Below are 21,309 nucleotides of genomic sequence, written 5' to 3' on the forward strand. Positions count from 1 at the left end.
ACTGCGGTAACGGCGGTTGGCGGTTTCGCCCTTACGGCGAGTTACTTGGAGAAGCGCCAAGTAACCCGCTGTAAGAGCGGAACCATAAGCCGCCGTTACCGAAGCAACGGATATGTACACTGTCCCCTTGGATCACGAACCCCACCACAAAGACGAGGCACTACCCCCCGATGCCGTCGGACATTACCCACTCCAGCTTTTGCAACTGGGTACGCTTCAAGCACCTGGTGCTGATCGACACCCTGGCGCGCACGCGCAATATGCACGCCACCGCCATTCGGATGAACCTCAGCCAGCCCGCCTTGAGCAAGATGCTGCGCGACCTGGAGGAGCAATTTGGCTTTGCCCTGTTCGAACGCCTGCCACGCAGCATGCCGCCCACGGAGCTGGGCGAGTATGTGGTGCGTTATGCCCAGGGGGCGCTGGCCGACTCGCACAAGTTCGTCGACCAGGTCAACCGGCTGCGTAAAGGCGGGCATGGCTTTCTCAAGGTGGGGGGGATTTTTGCCGCCACCTCGGTGGTGCTGCCCGAGGCCATTGTCGCGATCAAGGCGCGCAGTCCGTTGTTGTCGATCGAAGTGGTGGAGCAGTCCAGCGACCACCTGCTGGCGATGCTCGAACAAAACAAGCTGGACCTGATGATCGGCCGCTTTACCGAAGAGCGTTACAGCCAGCTGTTCGACTTCGAGCCACTGGAGCCCGAGCCTTTCAGCCTGGTGGTCAACAGCAGTCATCCGCTCAACGAACTGGACTGTACGCCGCTCGAAGCCCTGGGCCAGTGGCCGTGGGTGCTGTACCCGGTCGGGACCCCGATTCGCGATCGCCTGGAGCTGGCCTTCAAGGCGGCCGGCATCCCGTCGCCCGCCGACAGCGTCGATACCATTTCCATGCAGATGTTCCTGCAATTGCTGCAATCGGGATCGGCCATCGCCATGTTGCCCCGCTCGATGGTGGCCGCGCAGCTCAACAGCGGCCAGCTCAAGGAGCTGCAGACGCCCCTGCACCTGGCGCCGCTGGAGTACGGCATCATCAGCCGCAAGGACGAGCCGCTGACCGGTTCGGCCCGGGAGTTCGTCGACATCCTGCTGGCATTCGCGCGCCAGCGCCGGGAGGAAGGCGCGGCGAGTGATTAATTAAACCCGCTCGATCAGGCAATTTGATAACGCCAGGTTATCGATTGATCGGATCATCTCATTGGGAATGTGGAGGCTGGCTCCTTACAGTTATCGCAGATTCGCCCGTCACGAAACGGACGACGCCATAACAAGAAGACAGCCGTTCTGCCCTGAGAGGTCCCATGCAACTGATTGCCAGAACACGGACCGGCGACCCTGCCGTGATCCGCCTCAATCCCCTGGACAACGTAGTGATTGCACGGCAGGCCCTGCCTGAGGGGCTGAGCCTGGAAGCCGAAGCGATCACCGTGCGCCAGCCGATCCCCTCCGGGCACAAAGTCGCCACCCGGCATGTGGAGCAAGGCCAGCCCCTGCGCCGCTACGGACAGATCATCGGTTTTGCCTCACAGCCCATCGAAGCGGGCGAGCACGTGCATGTGCACAACGTGGAGATGGGCGACTTCGCCCGTGACTACGCCTTCGGTGTCGATGCCCACGCCACGCCAAGCGCCGAAGCCGTGTTCCAGGGCATCGTGCGCAGCGATGGCCGCGTCGCGACCCGCAACTACGTCGGCATTCTCACCTCGGTCAACTGTTCGGCAACCGTGGCCCGGGCCGTGGCCGACCACTTTCGCCGCGACATCCACCCCCAGGCGCTGGCCGACTTCCCGAACATCGACGGCGTGGTGGCGCTGACCCACGGCGCCGGTTGCGCCGTGGACCCCAGTGGCGAGGCCCTGGGGTTGTTGCGCCGCACGCTGGGTGGCTACGCCGTACACCCTAATTTCGCCGCGGTGCTGATCATCGGCCTGGGCTGTGAAACCAACCAGATCGAGAGCCTGCTCGAAACCCAGGGGCTCAAGGCCAGCGATCAACTGCGCGCCTTCACCATTCAGGGGGTGGGCGGCACCTCGAAAACCATCGCCAGCGGCATCGAGCAGGTCAAGGCCTTGCTGCCCCAGGCCAATCAGGTACGGCGCGAGCCGGTCAGTGCGCGCCACCTGGTCGTCGGCTTGCAATGCGGCGGTTCGGACGGCTACTCGGGCATCACCGCCAACCCGGCGCTGGGCAATGCCGTCGATCGGCTGGTGGCGGCCGGTGGCACCGCGATCCTTTCGGAAACCCCGGAGATCTACGGCGCCGAGCACTTGCTGACACGCCGCGCGGTGAGCCGCGAGGTGGGGGAGAAACTCATTGCGCGCATCCACTGGTGGGAAGACTACTGCCAGCGCATGAACGCCGAACTGAACAACAACCCCTCGGCCGGCAACAAGGCCGGTGGCCTGACCACCATCCTCGAAAAGTCTTTGGGTGCGGTGGCCAAGGCCGGCTCCAGCAACCTGGTGGAGGTCTACCAGTACGCCGAGGCGGTGCGGGCCAAGGGCCTGGTGTTCATGGATACCCCGGGCTACGACCCGGTCTCGGCCACCGGCCAGGTGGCAGGCGGCGCCAACCTCATCGCCTTCACCACCGGCCGGGGCTCGGCCTACGGTTGCGCGCCGGCCCCTTCGATCAAGCTGGCCACCAACAACCGGGTGTTCGAGCACCAGGAAGAGGACATGGACGTGAACTGCGGCGGCATCGCCGACGGTTCCACCAGCATTGAAGAGCGCGGCGCCTACATCTTCGAACAGATGCTGCGCATCGCTTCGGGCGAACGCAGCAAGAGCGAACAACACGGCTATGGGCAGAACGAGTTCGTGCCCTGGCAGATCGGTGCCGTGACCTGACTGACAGCCCCGCAACATTCATAAGGCGAAAAAAACATGCAAGTTTCCGGACACAACTTTGTCGCGGGCCAGCGCAGCGCGCTGGGCGACACCCTGGTCTACAGCGTCGACGCCCATACCGGCGAACGCCTGCCAGGCGCTTTTCATCAGGCCACCCTGGCGGAAGTCGATGCGGCGGTGGCAGCGGCCAGCGCGGCGTTCCCGCTGTTTCGCAACCTGGCGGCGGTACGCCGGGCCGAATTCCTGGAAGCCATCGCCGACGAGCTTGACGCCCTGGGCGAGGATTTCATCGCCTTGACCTGCCGCGAGACGGCGCTGCCGAGTGCCCGTATCCAGGGTGAACGCGGCCGCACCAGCGGCCAGATGCGCCTGTTCGCCCAAGTGCTGCGTCGTGGCGACTTCTATGGTGCGCGCATCGACCAGGCGCTGCCGGACCGTATGCCGCTGCCGCGCCCCGACCTGCGCCAATACCGCATCGGTGTCGGCCCGGTGGCAGTGTTCGGCGCCAGCAACTTCCCGCTGGCATTCTCCACCGCCGGTGGTGATACCGCCGCCGCACTGGCTGCCGGCTGCCCGGTGGTGTTCAAGGCCCACAGCGGCCACATGGCCACGGCCGAGCGGGTCGCCGAAGCGCTGGTCCGCGCCGCCGGGCGCACCGGCATGCCGGCCGGCGTGTTCAACATGATTTTCGGTGCCGGGGTTGGCGAGGCGCTGGTCAAGCACCCGGGCATCCAGGCGGTGGGCTTTACCGGTTCGCTCAAGGGCGGCCGCGCGTTGTGCGACATGGCGGCCGCCCGGCCACAACCGATTCCGGTGTTCGCCGAGATGTCGAGCATCAACCCGGTGCTGGTCCTGCCACAGGCCCTGGCCAACCGCGGCGCCCAGCTGGCCAAGGAATTGACCGCCTCGGTGGTCCAGGGTTGTGGCCAGTTCTGCACCAACCCCGGTCTGGTGCTGGGGATTCGTTCGCCGGCGTTCAGCAGCTTCATCGAGCGCCTGACCGGCCACATGGCCGAGCAGGCGCCGCAGACCATGCTTAATGCCGGCGCGTTGAACAGCTACGGCAAAGGCTTGGAGGCATTGCTGGCGCACCCGGGCGTCAAACACCTCAGTGGCCTGGCGCAAAAGGGCAACCAGGCGCAGCCACAGCTGTTCGAGGCCGATGTCAGCCTGTTGCTGGAGCAGGATGAGCTGCTGCAGGAAGAAGTGTTCGGCCCGTGCACGGTGATCGTCCAGGTGGCCGACGAGGCGCAATTGCTGCGCGCGGTCGGCGCCTTGCACGGTCAACTCACCGCCACGTTGCTGGCCGACCAGAATGACCTGGCCGCTTTCGGCCAACTGTTCGGTGCGCTGGAAGTGAAGGTCGGTCGTGTGCTGCTCAACGGCTACCCGACCGGTGTCGAGGTGTGCGACGCGATGGTCCACGGCGGCCCGTACCCGGCCACCTCCGATGCCCGTGGCACGTCGGTGGGCACCCTGGCGATCGACCGCTTCCTGCGTCCGGTGTGCTACCAGAACGTGCCGGACCCGTTGTTGCCCGATGCCTTGAAGAACGCCAACCCACTGGGCATCCAGCGCCTGGTCGATGGCAAGCACAGCACAGCGGCCTTGAATGGATCACGGAGTGGCAAGCATGACTGACGCCAAACGCTACGACACACAATCGCTCACCACGTTCGTCGAGCAACTGTTCGAAAAAGCCGGGGCCGATGCCGAGGTCGCCCAGGTGGTGACCCGGGTCCTGCTCGAAGGTGAACTGCTGGGCCATCGCACCCATGGCCTCAACCTGGTGAGCCGCTACATCGGCGGCATGCTCGACGGGCAGGTCAAGTCCCAGGCCCGCTTGCTCGAACAGGTCTCGGACAGCGGCATTTCGGCGCTGTTCGATGGCCACTATGTGCTCGGCCCTTATTGCGTCAGCCGTGCCCTGGACTGCGCGGCCAAGGGGGCCACGGCGCAGGGCATCGGCATCGCCGTGGTGCGTCGTGCCTCGCACATCGGTTGCCTGGCCGCTTACCTCAAACCCTTCACCGACCAGGGCCTGGTGGCCATGGTGTATTCCTCGGACCCGTCGGTGGGCCTGGTGTCCGCCCATGGCGGGATCGACCCGATCTACACACCCAACCCGATTGCCGCCGGCATCCCGACCCGGGGCGAGCCGATCCTGCTGGACGTCAGCATGTCGACCGTGACCCTGGGCCTGGTCGGCCAGTGCCGCGATGCCGGCCGCACACTGCCGCACCCGGTATTGATGAGCAACGAGGGCCGGCTGAGCGACGACCCGGCCGATTTCTACACCACGCCACCGGGCAGCATCCTGCCCCTGGGTGGCCAGGCCTTCGGGCACAAGGGTTTCGCCCTGGCGATTCTGGTTGAGGCCCTGACCTCGGGGCTGGCCGGCCACGGGCGCAAGGATGCCCCGGACCAGTGGGGCGCCTCCGCCACGGCGGTGGTGATCGACCCGCGCTTCTTCGGCGGGCTGGAGGCTTTCACCGACGAAAGTTCGTTCCTGAGCCAGCTGATCCTGGCCAGCCGCCCGGTCGATCCCGAGCGCCCGGTGCGTTTGCCGGGCCAGGCCGGCCTGAAGTTGCGCAAGCAAGCGCTGCTCGACGGCGTGAGCCTGTCGCAGAAGCTGGTCGACGACCTCAACCAGACCGCCGGGCAGTTGCAATTGCCCGCGCTTAATCAATGACTGAAAACGACAACAAGAGTGCAGACATGACCCACCAATCGAACGCACAAGCACCGCTGCAATTGAGCAAAAATGCCGATGTCTTCAACACCGGCAGCTGGGTCGGACGCGTCTGGCTGCCAGGGCAGGGGCCCGCCGTGGTGCTGGTCAAGGCCGGCGCCGTGCACGATATCAGCGCCCACGTGGCGACGGTCTCGGCCTTGCTTGAACTGGCCGACCCGGTGGCGTACCTGCGCGCCTTGCCCCTGGCCGAGGCCTTGATCGAACTGCCCGCGCTGCTGGACAACAGCGATCCGGGCCTGCGCGATGAAAACCGGCCGTGGCTGCTGGCACCGATCGACCTGCAGGCGGTCAAGGCCGCCGGCGTGACCTTCGCCGCCAGCCTGCTGGAACGGGTGGTCGAAGAGCAGGCCAAGGGCGACCCGGCCAAGGCCGACGCGATCCGCGACACCCTGGCCAGCCGCATTGGCGCCGACCTTTCGCAAATCGTCCCGGGTTCGGCCCAGGCCGAGGCCTTGCGCAAAGTGCTGGTGGAGCAGGGCCTGTGGTCGCAGTACCTGGAAGTGGGCATCGGCCCGGACGCCGAAATCTTCACCAAGGCCCAGCCACTGTCGGCCGTCGGCCATGGCGCCGACATCGGTATTCACCCCAAGTCCAGCTGGAACAACCCGGAGCCGGAAGTGGTGCTGGCGGTGTCGAGCAACGGCACGATCCAGGGCGCCATGCTCGGCAACGACGTCAACCTGCGCGATTTCGAAGGGCGCAGCGCCTTGCTGCTGTCCAAGGCCAAGGACAACAACGCGTCCACTTCAGTAGGGCCCTTGCTGCGTCTGTTCGACGAGACGTTCAGCCTGGATGACGTGCGCAGCGCTGAAGTGGATTTGCGTGTAGAAGGGCAGGACGGCTTCATCCTTGAAGGCCGCAGTTCCATGCGCCAGATCAGCCGTGATCCGCTCGACCTGGTCCAGCAGACCCTCAATGAAAACCATCAATATCCCGACGGCCTGGTGCTGTTTCTCGGTACCCTGTTCGCCCCCAAGCAGGACCGCGACCAGCCGGGAAACGGTTTCACCCACAAGCGGGGTGATGTGGTGGCGATCAGCAATGCGCAACTGGGCACCCTGTGCAACCGCGTGACCACCAGCGACCAGGCGCCGCAGTGGGACTTCGGCCTGCGTTCGCTGATCGACAGCCTGAGCCGGCGTGGCCTGCTCGAAGCGGCGGTGACGGCGCGTCAGCCCTGATTTTTCGTTTCTCCCAGGGATGAATGCGGCACCGGTTGAAGGATCGCCCCGGCTTTGAAACCGCTGCAATAACAATAATAAAGGCCACCCGATGAACAAACTGAAGAAGTATCAAAGCATCACCGTTGTCTTCCTGCTATTGATCGGCATCGTCAACTACCTGGACCGTAGCGCGCTGTCGATCGCCAATACCTCGATCCAGAAGGACATGATGATCAGCCCCTCGCAAATGGGCATTCTGTTGTCGGCCTTCTCCATCGCCTATGCCTTTGCGCAGTTGCCGATGGGCATGATCATCGACCGCCTGGGCAGCAAGATCGCCCTGGGCGCCTCGTTGCTGGCCTGGTCGGTGGCGCAATCGACGTTCGGCATGGTCAACAGCTTTGCCGGCTTCATGGGCCTGCGCGTGCTGCTGGGGATTGGCGAAGCACCGATGTTCCCTTCGGCGGCCAAGGCGCTGTCGGAATGGTTCGATGCCAACGAGCGCGGTACGCCGACCGGAATCGTCTGGTCCTCGACCTGCCTGGGCCCATGCCTGGCGCCGCCCTTGCTGACGCTGTTCATGGTCAACTTCGGCTGGCGCGGGATGTTCATCATCACCGGCGCGATCGGTATCGTCCTGGCGGTGTGCTGGTTGACCTTCTACAAGAGCAAGGCGCAATACCTGGCCGAACTCGCCGCTGAAGGCAAGCCGTTGCCGACCGAGAAACAACCGCAGGTGCAGGCGGCCGATTCGCAGGCACCGAAGGTGTCCTACTTTGCCGGCTGGCTCGACCTGTTCAAGCATCGCAGCACCTGGGGCGCAGTGCTGGGCTTCATGGGTGTGATCTACATGCTGTGGCTGCACCTGACCTGGTTGCCTGGCTACTTCGAGCGCGAACATGGCATGAACCTGTACAAGACCGCGTGGCTGGTGTCGCTGGCCTATGGGTTCGGCGCGTTGGGCACCATCGTCGCCGGGCGTTTCTGCGACAGGCTGGTACGCCGTGGCATGAGCATCCTGGCCAGCCGCAAGTTCGGCGTGATCACCGGCCTGGTGCTGGCGGCGCTGTTCACTTTGCCGCTGTCGTTTGTCAGCGGGCTTACCGGTTGCATCATCCTGCTGTGCCTGGCGCTGTTCAGCATCAACATGGCCAGTGCCACGGCCTGGATGATCGTCAACACCATCGTTGACAGTCGCCGGGTGGCCTCGTTCGGCTCGATCCAGAACTTCGGTGGCTACATCGCCGGGTCTGTTGCGCCGATCGTCACCGGGTTCAGCATCCAGTATTCGGGGTCGTTCAATACGGCGTTCATGATCAGTGCGGTGGTGGCGTTGTGTTCGGCGCTGGCGTACTACTTGCTGCTGAATGCGCCGATTGGCAGTGCGGAGCCCGTGGTTGAGGATATTGTGGGGGTGACGGAGTAAAGGCTCTTCCATTGTAGGGTGGGGTACATATCCGTTTCTTCGGTAATGGCGACTGGCGGTTTCGCCCTTACGGCGAGTTACTTGGAGAAGCGCCAAGTAACCAAGCGCTCTTGCCCCTGTCGTTCGGTGCCTCGCTAAGGCTCGGTATGCCCTCGTTCCGGTCCTGCTCCGTGGGCCCGCCGCCATCGGCCATCCATGGCCGGGGGCGGCTACCTCGGCATCCATGCCGAGGTGCCCACTGCGCAGAACCTCCACTCGGCCTCTCGATGGGGCAAGAAGATCAAAAGCCAGATCAAAATCAAAAGCGAGGCGGCCTTAAAGCCGACCTGATTGCAGGTCTGTCGGCGATCCCATTGTGGGAGCCAGCCTGCTGGCGATGGACTTCCAGGCAACGCGTTCATCCAGACAGGGCGCGTTATCGTTGACTTCCATCGCCAGCAGGCTGGCTTCTACAGGGGATCGCGTACACCAGCCAATGTCAGGTCGGCTTTAAGGCCGCCTCGCGTTTGATTTTGATCTGGGCGCCCCGTTAAACCACGATGGCCGAACGCAGGCATTGCTCCGTGGGTAAACCGGCAGGACGCCGGTTTAGCCGCGCTGGGCCAGGGACGGCCCATCGCGGCGACCCACGGAGCAATGCCTTCGATCGGGCATGCCGAGCCCAAGCGAGGCACCAAGTGGTGGGGCAAAGCCTTTTGCTTCCTTTTCGGCGTTTGGAAAAGGGAGTCGCCGTAAGGGCGAAACCATAAGCCGCCGTTACCGCAGCAATGGATATGTACCCCCCAGCCGTCATTACTGCAGCAACGGATCTACCCCACAACCCACAATATTTCGCTGACATCCCCATTCCCATCAAGCGTTTGCCAGCCACAAGCCAGGCGCATACTGTGGCGGGCATTCAGTTCAAGAGCGAATTCATCATGCGGGCCGCTGAGGTTGATATCGATTTGTGGCGGGCGGTCAGCGCCGCCGGACAGCGATGAGCGTCATGTCGCCACGCCGATCCACCTTGATTGCCCTGTTGGTCGCCGTCACGTTCTTCATGGAGAACCTCGACGCCACGGTCATCGCGACCGCGTTGCCCGACATGGCCAGGACGTTCGGCGTCGCGGCGGTGGACGTGAACATTGGCATGAGCGCCTACCTGCTGGCGGTCGCGGTGTTCATTCCCATCAGCGGCTGGCTGGCGGATCGCCTGGGCACGCGCCGGGTCTTCAGTGGGGCGATCGTGTTGTTCAGCCTGTCGTCGTTGCTGTGCGGGCTGAGCGCAAACCTGGAAACCTTCGTCGCCGCGCGCGTGTTGCAAGGTATCAGCGGGGCGATGATGGTGCCGGTAGGGCGGTTGGCGGTGCTGCGCGCCACCGAGAAAAAAGACCTGGTGCGGGCGATCTCCTTCATCACCTGGCCCGGCCTGGTCGCTCCGATCCTTGGGCCGCCCGTGGGTGGTTTCATCGTCACCCACGCGTCCTGGCCGTGGATTTTCTACCTCAACCTGCCACTGGGTGTACTGGCCCTGATTGCCGCGCGGGTGTTGCTGCCCAAACGTGACGAGGTGAGTGCCAGGTCGTTCGATTTCAGCGGTTTTCTGCTGGTCGGCATCGCCAGTGCAGCGTTGCTGTACGGCGTGGAGATGTTGGGGCAAAGCCGGGCAAACCTGGTGCAGGGACTGTCGCTGAGCGCTGTCGGCCTGCTGCTCGGTGTCCTTGCCTGGCGCCATATGCGTCGGCATGCGCAACCGCTGCTGGCGCTGGGTGTCATCGGGGTGCGCACGTTCAGTGTCTGCCTGTGTGGCGGGTCGGTGTTTCGCATCGCCATCAGCACCTTGCCCTTCCTGTTGCCGCTGATGTTTCAACTGGCGTTCGGTCTGTCCGCCTTCGATGCAGGACTGCTGGTGCTGGCGGTGTTCGCCGGCAACCTGGCCATGAAACCGTTCACCACGGCGGTGATGCAGCGCTGGGGGTTTCGTCCGGTGTTGATGGTCAACGGCCTGCTCGGCGTCCTCGCGATTGCAGCCTGTGCCTTGCTGGATGAGCGGATGAGCTGGGCGATGATTGCGTTCATTCTGTTCGTCGGCGGGTTGTCGCGCTCCATGCAGTTCACCCTGTTCAACACCCTGGGTTTTGCCGATATTCCCAAGGCGCAGATGAGCGACGCTTCAACCTTGTTCAGCATGTTCTTCCAGTTGAGCATGGCGATGGGGGTGGCGATCGGTGCGTTGCTGCTGCGTCTTGCGATGAACATCCATGGGCATGCCGAGCATGCCGAGACCGTCGACTTCCAGTTGACCTTTCTGTGCGTGGCGGTGATTGCGGCGATCGCCTTGCTCGACAACCTGCGGTTGCCGCCGGGCGCGGGGGAGTCGGTGTTGCAGCGATCATAGATGCACCTTCCACCTGTTCGTTCCCACGCATGGGCACGAACAGGTGGTGAGGGTAGCGGGGCGTCAGAAGTCGAAGAATACGGTTTCGGCTTCGCCCTGAAGGTGAATGTCGAACTGGTAGGCCAGCTTGCCATCCACCGTGCAACGCCTGGCGATCAGCGATTCACGCCGATGCGGCTGTTCGATCAGGTTCAACACCGGGTCCACGGCATTTGCCTCGGGTTCGTCGTCGAAATACAGGCGGGTCTGCAAGTGGATGTTGATGCCCCGCGCGAACAGCGACACGTTGATGTGCGCCGCCATGGGCACACCCGCGGCGTTGTTCACCCGGCCGGGCTTCACGGTTTTGATCGTCCATTCGCCGACATCGGTGGTGGCGGTGCGGCCGAAACAGTTGAAGGGTTTGTCCAGGTTGTAGTCGCTGTCGTAGACGCCCTCGTGGTTGGCCTGCCACACCTCCAGGAAGGCATCGCGAATCAGCTGGCCATTGCCGTCATACACCTGGCCCTTGAGCACAATATGCTCGCCGGGCGCGCCAGGCTTGGCCATCAGGTTCCAGATTTCCTGCTCGCGCGGCGGGTTGCCGGCTGCTTCCAGCGCCAGGCCGATGTGCACATAGGGGCCGGCGGTTTGCGACGGAGTTTCAGGCAGAAGTTGAACGGGCATGTGCGGGCCTCCTCAGCGGTTTTCGAAGTGAGTCTTGCGCTGGCCGCGCAGGACGATATCAAAGCGATAAGCCAGGCAATCCATGGGATTGGCCATGCTCATGTCGAGCCTGGCGATCAGGCTCTGCACCGCGTCCTGATTGGCGATCGACTTGACGATCGGGCACATCGGGATCAGCGGATCACCTTCGAAATACAGCTGGGTAATCAACCGCGTGGCAATGGACGGACCACTGATGGAGACATGGATGTGGGCCGGCCGCCAGTCGTTGGGACCGTTGCGCCAAGGGTAGGGACCCGGCTTGACCGTGCGGAAGCTGTAGTTGCCATCGCGGTCGGTCAAGGCGCGGCCGACACCGCCGAAGTTCGGATCGAGGGGCGCCAGGTAGCTGTCTTTTTTATGCCGGTAGCGGCCACCGGCGTTGGCTTGCCACATTTCCACCAGGGTATGGGGAATCGGCTTGCCGAACTGGTCGCAGACCCGGCCCGCGACGATGATGCGTTCACCGACGGGCAGGCCGCCGTGATTGAAGTTCAGCAGCAGGTCGTTATCGTGCCGGCCCATCTGCAGATGGGAAAAATCCGGGCCGCTGGTTTCCGAGATCGATTGGGGAATGCTCACCAGTGCCTGGCGCGGGGAGCGCAGGATCGAGGTCTTGTAGTCAGGGGTCAGGGCCTTGGGATGCCAATTACGGTCACGAATGACGAAGCGGCTGTCGTGCGCATCAGACATGTCGTTTTTCCTGTTCTTATGGTTAGTCAGAGACAAGCGCCGGTTGGCGGCGACTTGCAGCACAGTCTCCTCTTGTGTGACCTTGCCCAAAAGTGAAAAAACCGACCGGATACATATCCAAAAGGTTATGGATAATGCCCTTCGCGATACTCTTGCCCCACCTCGCGCAGGGCCTCGACGCACCACAGCGCCGCCGGGGTCATCGGCAGTACGGGGTTGGTGCACAGCCCCAATGACCCGCCGGGTTCACGCATGCCCAGGTCCAGCTCCACCAGCTCGCCTTGCTTCAAGTCCTGGCGAACCGCGTCGAAAGGCGCGACCCACACCGCCTGGCTGGATTGCACGTAGCGTCGGCTCAGGGCGACCGACAGGGTTTCCAGGGATTGGCGCGAAGGGGTGATGCCGTGCTGCACAAACAGGCCGTCGGCAAATTTGCGGATGGTCGTCCCCGCCAACGGCAGGACCACGGGGTAGTCTTCGAGGTTTTTCGGCCCCAGCGGATCGGTCAGCAGCGGGTGCCCCTTACGAACCACCAGGGTCATGGATTCGCTGTAGAGGTGCTCGAAGGCCAGGCCCTGGATCAAGGGGCTGTCGGTCATCCTGCCGACCACCAGGTCCAGCTCGCCGACCCGCAGTTGCGACAGCAGATAGGCACTGGGCCCGGTCACCACACTGACGGCCAGCGCCGGATGGCGATCGTGCAGGCGGCACACCACTTCGGGAATCAGCAGGCTTTCCACCGTGGAGAGCACGCCCAGCCGCACGGTAATCGGCTCATGGACCCCCGAACGCAAGCTGTTGACCCCATCACGCAGCGATTGCACGCTCGGGCCGGCATAGCGCAGGAAGGCCACGCCGGCCTCGGTCAGCGTCGAGCCCTTTTTACTGCGCTCGAACAGCGTCGCCGCCAGCAGCGTCTCAAGCTCCTTCAGCGTCTTGGACAGGGCCGGCTGGCTGATGGCCAGTTTGTCGCAGGCCCGGGCCAGGCTGCCATGGCGCGCCACTTCGAGAAAGCACACCAGATGACGGAATTTGATGCGGGTATCGATGTTCAATCGGGGTCGCTACCTTCGGCTGATGACATCCGGCGTTCGCCAGTTCACGAATGCGTGTTCAGCGCCAAGGATAACCTGAATGACATCGTCCGCAGGCCATATCGGTAGCGACGGGCACTCAGGGGTCGATTTCTGACACGCCGCGTGGATCCCCCACGCCGACAATCAGCTCTTTGAAACGGCGCGGAGATCGACGATGGTCCTCAATATTCTTGACGTTTGCGACCGTGCCCAACCGCCGGTGTTGCGAATCGGGTTCTGGTTGCTCGACGCCTTCGATATGTACGCCCTGGCCAACGCGCTGGAGCCACTGCGCCTGGCCAACCAGTTGGCGGGGCGCAATGTCTGCCAATGGCAGATGTTGAGCCTGGACGGCCAGGCATTGAACGCCAGCAACGGTATCGCCACCGCCACGGCACGACTGGACCAGGCGCCCGCGTTCGATGTGCTGATCCTCTGTGGTGGCGATAGCTTGCCGCTTCAGCCGGAGCATCCGGACCTGCGCCCGCAGTTGATTCACTGGGCGGCGCAGCCCGTCGGCCTGGGGGCATTGGGCGGGGCAGGTTGGCTGCTGGCGCAGACAGGCGCGCTGGCGGGTTTCCGTTGCAGTTTGCCGGAGCCCACCGCATCGCTGACGTTCAGCGCGTTCAGCCAGCTGACGCCGGTGGCGGCGCCTTTTTGCGTCGACCGCCAGCGCCTGACCTGCGTCGGCCCGCAGGCGGCCCAGGGCTTGATGCACGAATTGCTCGCCCAGACCCACGGCCGTGGCCTGATCCTGCGCATGGAAAAACATGCCGCCCGCCAGGCCCGGCCGCTGCTGCCGGTGCATGACGCCCCAGCGAAGCTTCAGGCGACCGTCGCCTTGATGAACCAGCACCTGAGCCCAACCCTGGGGATCGACGAACTGGCCCGGACCCTGGGCATTTCCCGTCGACATCTGGAGCGGTTGTTCAAAAGCAGCCTGGGTTGTTCACCGTCCAGGCACTACCTGGACTTGCGGCTGCAACAGGCGCGGCAGCTGCTGCGGGCCGGTGACCCGGCGCTGGCGGAAGTGGCCGTGGCCTGCGGATTCGTCTCGTTGCAGCATTTCTTTCGCTGTTATCGGCAGTACTTCGGTGTACACCCTCGGGACCATGTGGCGGCTACGGCGCACAGTCGGCAGGCATCCCGGTTGAAAGCACCGGCCTCTTCGCGAGCAGGTCGAATCGTCGCACCGTCGCTCCCACACTGACCGGTCCAGCCTTTGCCAATGCCCCCGCCTGCCGGGGGCATTGGTGTTTCTGCGAGGCACTTTGGCAAACAGCGGATCTGATCAACTACAGGTCGGATTCGCACAAAAAACCTCGGTTCGCATCTGTTCGAATGATCTTCAGCGGCCCGCCAGACTGGCGCCATCTGTAGCTCAAACAATGAAAAGGATCAGAGACATGCAAATGCCGAAAACCATCCAGATCAAGAACGGCGAAAAGGTCAGCCCGACGTTCTCGGCCCAGGAATACGCCAACCGCCAGGCCAAGTTGCGGGCCTACCTGGCGCAGAACAATATCGACGCGGCCGTCTTCACCTCCTACCACAACATCAACTACTACAGCGATTTCCTGTTCTGCTCCTTCGGGCGTCCCTACGCGCTGGTCGTGACCCAGGACAGCGCCGTGACCATCAGCGCCAACATTGATGGCGGCCAGCCATGGCGCCGCACGGTCGGCACGGACAACATCGTCTACACCGACTGGCAGCGCGACAACTACTTCGTCGCGATCCAGCAGGCCCTGCCCAGGGCCGGGCGCATCGGCATCGAGTTCGACCATCTGAACCTGCTCAACCGCGACAAGCTGGCCGACCGCTACCCGCAGGCTGAACTGGTGGACATCGCCGCGCCTTGCATGCGCATGCGCATGATCAAGTCCGCCGAAGAACACGCGATCATCCGCCATGGCGCACGGGTCGCGGACATCGGCGGTGCGGCCATCGTCGAAGCCTTGCGTGACCAGGTGCCGGAGTACGAAGTGGCCCTGCACGCCACCCAGGCGATGGTGCGCGAAATTGCCCGCACCTTCCCGGATTCCGAACTGATGGACACCTGGACCTGGTTCCAGTCCGGCATCAACACCGATGGCGCGCACAACCCGGTGACGTCGCGCAAGGTCAACAAGGGCGACATCCTCAGCCTCAACTGCTTCCCGATGATCGCCGGTTACTACACCGCACTGGAACGTACCCTGTTCCTGGACCACTGCTCCGACGAGCACCTGCGCCTGTGGGAAGTCAACGTAAAAGTGCACGAGGCCGGGCTGAAGCTGATCAAGCCGGGCATGCGCTGCTGCGACATCGCGCTGCAATTGAACGAGATCTTCCTGGAACACGACCTGCTGCAATACCGCACCTTCGGCTACGGCCACTCCTTCGGTACGCTGAGCCATTACTACGGCCGCGAAGCCGGGCTGGAACTGCGCGAAGACATCGACACGGTGCTGGAACCGGGGATGGTGGTGTCGATCGAGCCGATGATCATGTTGCCCGAAGGCCTTCCCGGTGCCGGTGGCTATCGTGAGCACGACATCCTGATCGTCAACGAACAGGGCGGGGAAAACATCACCAAGTTCCCGTATGGCCCTGAACACAACATCATCAGGAAGTAAGACCTTGCGCCGCACAGTGACCCTGTGCGGCGTTTTACTTTGTTCACCAGAAAAAACGACGCATGCGCGCCCAAGAACGCGCAGCATTTGACCCCGTAGGAGCTGCCGAAGGCTGCGATCTTTTGATCTTGATCTTAAAAGATCGCAGCCTTCGGCAGCTCCTACGGAGCCTTAACCCTGCCCAAGTAAAACAATAGAGGGTTTTGTCATGTCCCACGTCCCGATGTTTCGTTTCGATCACCGCACCTCCAACCCCGGAGGTGCACAATGAGCACCCAAACCGCAAGCCTGACGCCAACCATGGCAGACAAACGTGAACAGACCGCCGAACGCAAGGCCCTGCGCCGCGCCGCCAGTGCCAGTTTCATGGGCAATTTCGTCGAGTGGTTCGACTACGCGGCCTACGGCTACCTGGCCACCGTCATCGCGTTGACGTTCTTCCCGCAAACCGACAAGGCCACCGCGCTGCTGGCGACCTTTGCCGTGTTCGCGCTGTCGTTCATCGTCCGCCCGCTGGGCGGACTGGTCTGGGGGCATTTCGGTGACAAATACGGCCGGCGCAGTGCGTTGTCCTGGTCGATCCTGATCATGTCGGTGTCGACCTTTTGCATCGGTATCCTGCCGACCTACAACCATATCGGCCTGTGGGCACCGGCACTGCTGTTGCTGATTCGTTTGTTCCAGGGGTTTTCGGCCTCCGGGGAGTACGCCGGGGCTTCGGCCTTTCTCGCCGAGTATGCCCCCGAGGGCAAGCGCGGGTTGTACACCAGCATCGTGCCGGCGAGCACCGCGGCCGGCTTGCTGTTCGGCGCCGTGTTCGTCGCCGGCCTGCATGCGTGGATGAGCGTCGAGGACCTGCACAGCTGGGGCTGGCGCTTGCCGTTCCTGCTGGCGGCGCCCTTCGGGTTGGTGGGCCGCTACATCCGCATGAGCTTGCAGGACACGCCCAAGTTCCTGGAAATGGAAAAACGCCTGGAGGCGAAGGAGTGCGCGACCCACGCGCCGGTTCGCGAGTTGCTGACCGTGCACCGGCGCAGCGTGATGATCGGGATCGGTGCGACCTGCCTCAATGCCGTGGCGTTCTACCTGCTGCTCAGCTACATGCCGACCTACCTGTCGACTGAAATGGGCATGAGCGAGAGTGATTCGTTCCTGGCCTCGACGGTGTCGCTGGCGACCTACATCGGCCTGATTTTCCTGATGGGCAAACTGTCGGACCGGTTCGGGCGCAAGACCATGCTGCTGACCGCCTCGGTGTTGTTCCTGGCCCTGACGTTCCCGCTGTTCGGGATGTTGGAGAACCAGCCGTTGATCGTGATCCTGATGATCCAGATAGCCTTCGGCGCGATCCTGGCAATGAACGACGGCACCTTGCCGTGCTTCCTCGCCGAGATCTTCCCCACCCGCGTGCGCTTCAGCGGCTTTGCCTTCAGCTTCAACATCGCCAACGCGGTGTTCGGTGGCACCGCACCGTTCATCGCGACCTGGCTGATTCAACTGACCGGCAACAAAATGGCCCCGGCCTGGTATCTGCTGGCGGCCGCGGCGGTGGCCTTGATTGCCATGCTGGCGAGTCGGGAGACGGCGCACAGGGCCTTGCAGGACTGAGGTGACCTCAACGACGCCTTCGCGAGCAAGCCCGCTCCCACAGGATCTTCAGTGACTCTGAAAATCCATGTGGGAGCGGGCTTGCTCGCGAAGAGGCCAGTCAGTTCCACATCGAATCAATGCAAGGCAGCCACCTGCTTACGCTCACCAATCGGCGACACTCCAAAGAACCGGCTGTAGCATTTGGAGAAATGCGCCGGCGAAACGAAGCCGCAGGCGAGGGCGATGTCCCGGACCTGCGATTCGCTACGCAGCAACAATTGCCGCGCCCGGGCCAGGCGCAGTTCCAGGTAGTACTGACTCGGCGTGCGTTGCAGGTGCTTGTGAAACAGGCGCTCCAGTTGCCGCACCGACACCTCGTTCAACCGGGCGAGTTCCTCAAGGCTCACCGGCTCCTCAAGATTGGCTTCCATGATCGCCACCATCTGGCTGAGCTTGGGCTGCGAAGTGCCCAGCTTCTGCCGCAACGGCACGCGCTGTTGTTCCTGGGCACCCCGTACCCGATCACACAACAGCAACTCGGCTGCATGGGCGGCGATGTCCCGGCCGCCCGGTTCGCGGGCGATCAGCTGCAGGGTCATGTCCATGGACGCCACGCCGCCTGAGCAGGTGTAGCGGTCACGGTCCAGCTCGAACAACTGGTTGGAAATGATGATCCCCGGGAACCGCTCCTTCAGGGCTTCGATGTCCTCCCAGTGAATCGTGCAGCGATAGCCCTTGAGCAAATCGGCGCGCGCCAGCAAGTGGCTGCCCGTGCAGATGCCGCCCAATGGCACCTGGTCATGGGCCTGCTTGCGCAGCCAGTTGAGCAGGGGCCGGCTGCTGTGGTTGGAAACGATGGGGTTTGAGCCAACCACGAACAGCATGTCCAGCTTGGGTGCATCGCTGATGCTGTGATCGGGCAGCACGCGCATGCCATTGCTGGCCATCACCGGGTCCAGGCTGGCGGCGATGATGACGGTGCGGAACATCGGTCTGCGTGCGGCGAGATTGGCCATGCGCAGTGTTTCCACGGCGGAGGCGAAGCCGATGGTGGTGAAGTTGGGGATGATCAGGAAACCCACGGTTTTCACTGGCTGTTGTTCATTCGCCGAGCGTCCTGCGGCGGGTTTCGCCACCTGGAGTTTGGCCATTGTTACCGCTCCTCGACTGCATCAGTGACGTGCGCTGCGGCAAGCTGCCGCAACGGGCATCGTCATCTCGTTTTTGTGATTGTAAGCCCTGTTGACAGGCTTCAGGGTTTTACAGGGAGTGTCCGTAAGGCATAAGCAAAAAACCGGCCAGCTCCGTGGTGGAGAGTGGCCGGAAAGAGGTGAACGGGAAGGTGACAACCTGTAGGAGCGAGCTCGCTCGCGATGATCGTGAACGATTACGCGTAACACCAGTTAACCAACGGTGCCCCTGGTTCTTTCGCGAGCAAGCTCGCTCCTACAGGAATCGCAGTATCAGGGGTTTTCGGTTTGCGCCACGCCAAGGGTTTGAGCGGTCTTCTTCCTGGAATTGAAGATGGCGCCCATGCAGACGATGGACAGGGTCAATGCCCCCGTGGCGATCACTTCCATGCGGTGCTCCGGCAGTATCAGCATGACCCCCAGGATGCTCAGGATGCAGGCGATGACCAGGTAACTCAGCCAGGGGAACAACCACATCTTGAAGGCGATCGGCTGACCTGAAGCATTCATCTTTTTGCGCAGGACCAGCTGCGAAGCCGCAATGGCCAGGTAGACCAGCAGCGCAACAGCGCCCGAGCTGGCCAGCAGGAAGGAGAACACTTCGTTGGGGGCGAAGTAATTCAGGGCCGTGGTCAGGAAGCCCACCGCCGTGCTGGCGAGCACCGCGATATAGGGCACCCCGGAAGACGACGTCTTCTGCAGGACGCGAGGGCCATCGCCGCGCTTGCTCAGGGAGTAGACCATGCGCGACGCCGTGTAGATCGCGGAGTTGAGGCAACTGGCGACCGCGATCAGCACGACGATGTCGACGATCATTTTCGCGTGTGGAATGTTCATCAGCTCAAGCGCGCGCTGGTAGGAGCCCACGGCCATGAGCATGGGGTCGTTCCAGGGCACGATGGAGATAATGAGGAACACCGAGACGATATAGAAGATCCCCATGCGCCAGACGACCGAGTTGGTCGCGCGGGTGATCTGCCTGGAAGGGTCTTTCGATTCGGCGGCGGCAATGGTGACGATTTCGGTGCCCATGAAGCTGAACACGGTGGTCAGCATCGCGCCGATCACGGCGGTCATGCCATTGGGCATGAAGCCGCCGAACTCACGGCTCAGCTGAACGACCCCGCTCACTGTGGTCTGCGGCAGTCCGCCCATCAGGGCCAGCGCGCCAAGGGCGATGAACCCCAGCACCGCGATGACCTTGAGCATGGCGAACCAGAACTCGAACTCCCCGTAACGGGCGACACTGAACAGGTTGGTCAAGGTCAGCAAGCCGGTGACCGCGATGGCAAATTCCCAGGTCTCGATGCCGGGAAACCAGGCGTGCAGGATGGCCGCCGCGGCGATGGCTTCAATGGGAATCACCAGCACCCAGAACCACCAGTACAGCCAGCCGATGGTGAATCCGGCGCTGCGCCCCATTGCCCGTTCGGCGTAGGTCGAAAATGAACCGGTATCCGGTGACGCGACGGCCATCTCGCCGAGCATGCGCATCACCAGCACCACCAGGGTGCCGGAGAAAATGTACGCCAGGATCGCGGCCGGTCCCGCCGACGCGATGGCGTGGCCTGAACCGATGAACAGGCCGGCGCCAATGGCGCCGGCAATGGAGAGCATGGTGACGTGACGCTGCTTGAGCCCGGGGGCCAGGTTTGAGCTGCTGGACATTAGACTTACCCTTTTTATTCTATGGGGGAGGGTGAAGCGTTTACCGTGGTGATCGTTTCGGCACGTCCGTGTGGTGTTCAGGTGTTCAGGTGTCCAGTTCAAAGGCTTCGCGCACTGCGGCGCTGATGCCCGAGATACACACTTCGAGGATCAGCTCGCCTTTTTCGCGACTCGACCCTTTGGGCGATGACAGCGTTCCGCAGGCCGGTGTGCGCTGCGGGATGATGGGGAACACGTCGTAAGGCGGGAATTTTGCGGGCGGGTGGTCGACCGCGCGGCTCAGGTCGACCTTGTCCGGGTGCAGGGCCAGCATCAGCGAGGTTTCGAACACACCGCCATGTTCGATATCCCAGCCGAGGAATCCGTCGGGGTACAGTTTGGCGATGACGGCGGGATCGTTGACGAAGTCCCAATAGGAGAGCACGACCACCTTGAAGTCAGTGATGCCGTCGTAGCGCAGTTCGCGAAGGGCGAGATCGATGCCCTCGACTATGAACATCGAGTTCTCAAAATGCCCGTTCATCAGCACCAGTTTGCGGGCGCCGTGGCGCGCCAGCTCGCGGATGATGTCCAGCACCGTACGGGTCAGCGTGGCGCCATCGAGGCTGGTGGTGCCTGGAAAATGATTGCCGCCGCCGGATTTCTGCTGGGACTTGTAGCCGTAGGCCAGGGCCGGCAGCACCAGCCCGCTGACGTTTTGCGCGACCGCCTTGCAAATCGCGGTGGGCAACAGGACATCGACCTCCATGCACATGTGATGCCCGTGCTGCTCCAGTGCGCCCACTGGCAGGAACACAGGGCAACCGGTGGCCACCTTTTGTGCATATTCCGGCCAGGTGAGTTCTCCAATGACGACGCTGTTGTTCATCTGCACACCCTTTGAAAGTGATTGACCGTTTGCGGGTTGTTTAACCGGTGGTGGGGGGGCGTTTGCCTGTTATGTGACCCTCTCCTGCGATGGCGGAAATCGAGGTGGGGGCGAGAGCAATTCGATCAGATAGGGAGGCGGGCAACTTGTCTGAATCCGACCCGTAAATGACAAAACACCCTCTAATTTGGCGTTTCTGACCGGTGAATCAGCTACGCACAGGCCGCTTTTGGGCAAGCAGGGGGGAAAGTCGGATCTGGCAAAGTTCGGGTCGGACGTGCAAAAAGAAGGGTGTGGGAGGGGGGAACCGCGGCCCGGCGAACGAACCGCGG

General features: G+C 62.9%; 16 protein-coding genes. 10 read left to right on the forward strand and 6 right to left on the reverse strand.

Features of this window, described 5'->3' with window-relative positions; genetic code table 11:
• Positions 1 to 170: 170 nt before the first annotated feature.
• The 7 genes from F8N66_RS04990 to F8N66_RS05025 all read left to right on the forward strand — a co-directional run bounded on the left by F8N66_RS04990 (position 171) and on the right by F8N66_RS05025 (position 10,569).
• Positions 171 to 1,133, forward strand: coding sequence for a LysR family transcriptional regulator (locus F8N66_RS04990; RefSeq protein WP_150769113.1), 963 nt, complete (start codon positions 171 to 173; stop codon positions 1,131 to 1,133).
• Between the two features lie 164 nt (positions 1,134 to 1,297).
• Entirely contained in the window at positions 1,298 to 2,845 is a 1,548-nt protein-coding gene (locus F8N66_RS04995; RefSeq protein ID WP_150769114.1) for a UxaA family hydrolase, read from the forward strand.
• Positions 2,846 to 2,881: 36 nt separating this feature from the next.
• A complete protein-coding gene (locus F8N66_RS05000; protein ID WP_150769115.1) occupies positions 2,882 to 4,486 on the forward strand; it encodes an aldehyde dehydrogenase (NADP(+)) in 1,605 nt (534 codons plus the stop codon).
• Positions 4,479 to 5,537, forward strand: coding sequence for an Ldh family oxidoreductase (locus F8N66_RS05005; RefSeq protein WP_150769116.1), 1,059 nt, complete (start codon positions 4,479 to 4,481; stop codon positions 5,535 to 5,537). The genes F8N66_RS05000 and F8N66_RS05005 overlap by 8 nt, the downstream gene beginning before the upstream one ends.
• 26 nt (positions 5,538 to 5,563) lie before the next feature.
• Positions 5,564 to 6,781: a fumarylacetoacetate hydrolase family protein gene (locus tag F8N66_RS05010; RefSeq protein WP_150769117.1), complete on the forward strand. Its 1,218-nt coding sequence runs from the start codon at positions 5,564 to 5,566 to the stop codon at positions 6,779 to 6,781.
• A gap of 91 nt (positions 6,782 to 6,872) precedes the next feature.
• Positions 6,873 to 8,189: an MFS transporter gene (locus F8N66_RS05015; protein ID WP_150769118.1), complete on the forward strand. Its 1,317-nt coding sequence runs from the start codon at positions 6,873 to 6,875 to the stop codon at positions 8,187 to 8,189.
• A 988-nt stretch (positions 8,190 to 9,177) separates the two neighbouring features.
• Positions 9,178 to 10,569 (forward strand): DHA2 family efflux MFS transporter permease subunit, encoded by a 1,392-nt coding sequence (locus tag F8N66_RS05025; protein ID WP_150769119.1) that lies wholly within the window; start codon positions 9,178 to 9,180, stop codon positions 10,567 to 10,569.
• 63 nt (positions 10,570 to 10,632) lie between these two features.
• Here F8N66_RS05025 and pcaG read toward each other — a convergent pair whose 3' ends face one another.
• From pcaG to pcaQ, 3 genes are all read right to left on the reverse strand, one after another.
• Positions 10,633 to 11,235, reverse strand: coding sequence for a protocatechuate 3,4-dioxygenase subunit alpha (gene pcaG, locus F8N66_RS05030; protein ID WP_150769120.1), 603 nt, complete (start codon positions 11,233 to 11,235; stop codon positions 10,633 to 10,635).
• Between the two features lie 12 nt (positions 11,236 to 11,247).
• Entirely contained in the window at positions 11,248 to 11,967 is a 720-nt protein-coding gene (gene pcaH, locus F8N66_RS05035) for a protocatechuate 3,4-dioxygenase subunit beta (RefSeq protein ID WP_150769121.1), read from the reverse strand.
• Positions 11,968 to 12,092: 125 nt separating this feature from the next.
• Positions 12,093 to 13,022 (reverse strand): pca operon transcription factor PcaQ, encoded by a 930-nt coding sequence (pcaQ, locus tag F8N66_RS05040; RefSeq protein ID WP_150769122.1) that lies wholly within the window; start codon positions 13,020 to 13,022, stop codon positions 12,093 to 12,095.
• A gap of 196 nt (positions 13,023 to 13,218) precedes the next feature.
• On the opposite strand from pcaQ, the gene F8N66_RS05045 reads away from it, so the two are divergent.
• From F8N66_RS05045 to F8N66_RS05055, 3 genes are all read left to right on the forward strand, one after another.
• Entirely contained in the window at positions 13,219 to 14,253 is a 1,035-nt protein-coding gene (locus F8N66_RS05045; protein WP_150769123.1) for a GlxA family transcriptional regulator, read from the forward strand.
• Positions 14,254 to 14,449: 196 nt separating this feature from the next.
• Positions 14,450 to 15,661, forward strand: a complete 1,212-nt coding sequence (locus tag F8N66_RS05050) for a M24 family metallopeptidase (RefSeq protein ID WP_150769124.1) — start codon at positions 14,450 to 14,452, stop codon at positions 15,659 to 15,661.
• 267 nt (positions 15,662 to 15,928) lie between these two features.
• Positions 15,929 to 17,269: an MFS transporter gene (locus F8N66_RS05055; RefSeq protein ID WP_150769125.1), complete on the forward strand. Its 1,341-nt coding sequence runs from the start codon at positions 15,929 to 15,931 to the stop codon at positions 17,267 to 17,269.
• A gap of 116 nt (positions 17,270 to 17,385) precedes the next feature.
• Here the strand turns inward: F8N66_RS05055 and F8N66_RS05060 are convergent, their stop codons facing one another.
• From F8N66_RS05060 to F8N66_RS05070, 3 genes are all read right to left on the reverse strand, one after another.
• The gene (locus F8N66_RS05060) at positions 17,386 to 18,402 is read right to left on the reverse strand and encodes a GlxA family transcriptional regulator (protein WP_150769126.1); all 1,017 of its coding nucleotides are present in this window, start codon (positions 18,400 to 18,402) and stop codon (positions 17,386 to 17,388) included.
• 312 nt (positions 18,403 to 18,714) lie between these two features.
• Positions 18,715 to 20,109 carry a GABA permease gene (gene gabP, locus F8N66_RS05065; protein WP_150769127.1) on the reverse strand — a complete coding sequence of 465 codons (1,395 nt, stop codon included), beginning with the start codon at positions 20,107 to 20,109 and terminating at the stop codon, positions 18,715 to 18,717.
• Between the two features lie 85 nt (positions 20,110 to 20,194).
• Positions 20,195 to 20,977: a creatininase gene (locus F8N66_RS05070; RefSeq protein ID WP_150769128.1), complete on the reverse strand. Its 783-nt coding sequence runs from the start codon at positions 20,975 to 20,977 to the stop codon at positions 20,195 to 20,197.
• Positions 20,978 to 21,309: the final 332 nt, after the last annotated feature.

Source organism: Pseudomonas fluorescens (assembly GCF_902498195.1).
GTDB lineage: Bacteria > Pseudomonadota > Gammaproteobacteria > Pseudomonadales > Pseudomonadaceae > Aquipseudomonas > Aquipseudomonas fluorescens_BU.